At 57.8% G+C, this 3,052-nt stretch carries 3 protein-coding genes; all 3 read left to right on the top strand.

The window, feature by feature from the left end:
* Positions 1-61 precede the first annotated feature (61 nt).
* The 3 genes from cyoB to cyoD are packed head-to-tail and all read left to right on the top strand — an operon-like array spanning position 62 to position 3,051.
* Positions 62-2,089 carry a cytochrome o ubiquinol oxidase subunit I gene (cyoB, locus tag HT737_RS09830; protein ID WP_047296376.1) on the top strand — a complete coding sequence of 676 codons (2,028 nt, stop codon included), beginning with the start codon at positions 62-64 and terminating at the stop codon, positions 2,087-2,089.
* Positions 2,090-2,092: 3 nt separating this feature from the next.
* Entirely contained in the window at positions 2,093-2,716 is a 624-nt protein-coding gene (gene cyoC / locus HT737_RS09825) for a cytochrome o ubiquinol oxidase subunit III (RefSeq protein ID WP_003227982.1), read from the top strand.
* Positions 2,716-3,051 carry a cytochrome o ubiquinol oxidase subunit IV gene (gene cyoD / locus HT737_RS09820; RefSeq protein WP_041071757.1) on the top strand — a complete coding sequence of 112 codons (336 nt, stop codon included), beginning with the start codon at positions 2,716-2,718 and terminating at the stop codon, positions 3,049-3,051. The genes cyoC and cyoD overlap by 1 nt, the downstream gene beginning before the upstream one ends.
* Position 3,052: the final 1 nt, after the last annotated feature.

Genomic DNA, 3,052 nt, shown 5'->3' with positions numbered 1-3,052 from the left:
AGTGGCGGCAACGGACATGGACTCGAATTCGCATTCAGCTGCCGGGGCAGAGGAGTAAACGATGTTTGGTAAATTAAGTTGGGAAGCGATCCCTTTCCACGAGCCGATCGTGATGGTCACCATCTCGATGATCGCGCTCGGTGGTCTGGCGTTGTTCGCTGCAATCACCTACTTCAAGAAGTGGACCTACTTGTGGACCGAGTGGCTGACGTCGGTCGACCACAAGAAAATCGGCGTGATGTACATCATCGTTGCCATGGTCATGCTGCTGCGTGGCTTTGCCGATGCGATCATGATGCGTACCCAGCTGGCCATGGCCACCGAGGGTTCGCCTGGCTACCTGCCACCTGAACACTATGACCAGATCTTCACCGCTCACGGTGTGATCATGATCATCTTCATGGCGATGCCATTCTTCACCGGCCTGATGAACCTTGCAGTGCCGCTGCAGATCGGCGCGCGTGACGTTGCCTTCCCGTTCCTGAACTCCCTGAGCTTCTGGCTGCTGGTGTCCGGCGTTGTGCTGATCAACCTGTCCCTGGGCGTCGGCGAATTCGCCAAGACCGGCTGGGTTGCCTATCCGCCGCTGTCGGGTCTGCAATACAGCCCTGGCGTGGGGATGGACTACTACATCTGGGCGCTACAGCTATCCGGGTTGGGTACGACGCTGACGGGGGTCAACTTCCTCGCCACCGTGCTGAAAATGCGTACCCCTGGCATGAAACTGATGGACATGCCGATCTTCACCTGGACCTGCACCTGGGCTAACGTCCTGATCGTGGCTTCGTTCCCGATCCTGACCGCTACCCTGGCACTGCTGACCCTCGACCGTTACATGGATTTCCACATTTTCACCAATGAACTTGGTGGCAATCCAATGATGTACGTCAACCTGTTCTGGGCCTGGGGCCACCCTGAGGTTTACATCCTGATCCTGCCGGCATTCGGCATCTTCTCGGAAGTGATCTCGGCGTTCACCGGCAAGAAACTGTTCGGCCACCACTCGATGATCTACGCTTCCGGCGCGATCTCGGTACTGGGCTTCATGGTTTGGCTGCACCACTTCTTCACCATGGGTTCGGGTGCCAGCGTCAACGCCTTCTTCGGTCTGGCGACGATGCTGATTTCCATCCCGACGGGTGTGAAACTGTTCAACTGGCTGTTCACCATCTACCAGGGCCGTCTGCGCTTCACCAGCCAGGTCATGTGGACTCTGGGCTTCATGGTGACCTTCGCCATCGGCGGCATGACCGGCGTACTGCTGGCCATCCCGGGTGCTGACTTCGTTCTGCACAACAGCCTGTTCGTGATTGCGCACTTCCACAACGTGATCATCGGCGGCGCGGTATTCGGCTACATCGCTGGTTTCGGCTTCTACTTCCCGAAAGCGTTCGGCTTCAAGCTGCACGAAGGCTGGGGTAAAGCAGCGTTCTGGTTCTGGATCTCGGGCTTCTTCGTCGCGTTCATGCCGCTCTATGCACTGGGCTTCATGGGCATGACCCGTCGTCTGAACGCCACCACCAACCCTGAGTGGGTACCGTACCTGTACGTGGCCATGTTCGGTGCGATCCTGATCGCCGTGGGCATCGCCTGCCAGCTGATCCAGCTGTACGTCAGTGTGCGTGACCGCAACAAGCCAGAGAACATGTGCGAACACGGTGACCCGTGGAATGCTCACACTCTGGAATGGTCGACCTCGTCGCCACCTCCGTTCTACAACTTCGCTGTGCTGCCTAAGGCTGACTGCATCGACCCGTTCACCGAAGCCAAGGAAAACGGTACTGCGTACCAGGCTCCGGCCAAGTACGAGCCGATCCACATGCCAAACAACACCGCCACTGGCGTGGTGATGGGCGCACTGCTGACCGTCTTCGGTTTCGCGATGATCTGGCACATCTGGTGGTTGGCGATCGCCAGCCTGGCCGGCACTGTCATCTACTTCGTGATCCACGCGGCACGTGACGACCAGGGCTACATGGTTCCGGTTGAAACGATCGAGCGCATCGAAGCCGAGCAGCACAAGCGTCTGGTCGCGGCAGGGAAAATCCCGGCCAATGCCACCCGTGTAACCTCGTTGGAACAGGCTTAAACCATGTCGAACTTAGTGACCAATGTTGGACACGCCCATGGTGACCATGGGCACGATGACCATCACCACGACTCGGGCGAGATGACCGTATACGGTTTCTGGCTCTATCTGATGACCGACTGCATTCTGTTTGCGTCGATCTTCGCGGTGTACGCAGTACTGGTAAACAACGTCGCCGGTGGCCCGTCGGGCCACGACATCTTCGAACTGCCATACGTGCTGGGCGAAACCGCTCTGCTGTTGTTCAGTTCGATCACCTACGGCTTCGCCATGCTGGCGTTGTACAAAGGCAAGAAGCAGCAGGTTCTGGGCTGGTTGTTCATGACCTTCCTGCTCGGCGCAGGCTTCATCGCCATGGAGATCAACGAGTTCCACCTGCTGATCTCCGAGGGCTTCGGTCCTAGCCGTTCCGGCTTCCTGTCGGCGTTCTTCACCCTGGTCGGTACCCACGGTCTGCACGTATCCGCGGGTCTGATCTGGATGGGCATCATGATGTACCAGGTCAACAAGCACGGCCTGACGGCGACCAACAAGACCCGTCTGAGCTGCCTGAGCCTGTTCTGGCACTTCCTGGACGTGGTGTGGATCTGCGTATTCACCGTTGTTTACCTGATGGGGACCCTGTAATGGCTAATGCACACTCCCATGACAGCCATGATGCTGGCCACGGCAGCGTAAAGTCGTACGCCATCGGCTTCATCCTGTCGGTGATCCTGACCGTCATCCCGTTCGGCCTGGTGATGTACCCGACCTTGCCGAAGTCCACGACGCTGGCAATCGTCCTGCTGTTCGCGGTAATCCAGGTGATCGTTCACCTGTACTACTTCCTGCACCTGGACCGTTCGATTGCACAACGTAACAACGTGATCGCGTTTGTCTTTACGGCCATCGTGATCCTGCTGCTGGTTGGCCTGTCGCTGTGGATCATGTTCAGCATCCACACGTACATGATGGCGAAGTGAG

Source organism: Pseudomonas sp. MD195_PC81_125 (genome assembly GCF_014060985.1).
Classification (GTDB): Bacteria; Pseudomonadota; Gammaproteobacteria; order Pseudomonadales; family Pseudomonadaceae; genus Aquipseudomonas; species Aquipseudomonas parakoreensis.
This window is presented reverse-complemented; position numbering and strand designations above follow the sequence as displayed.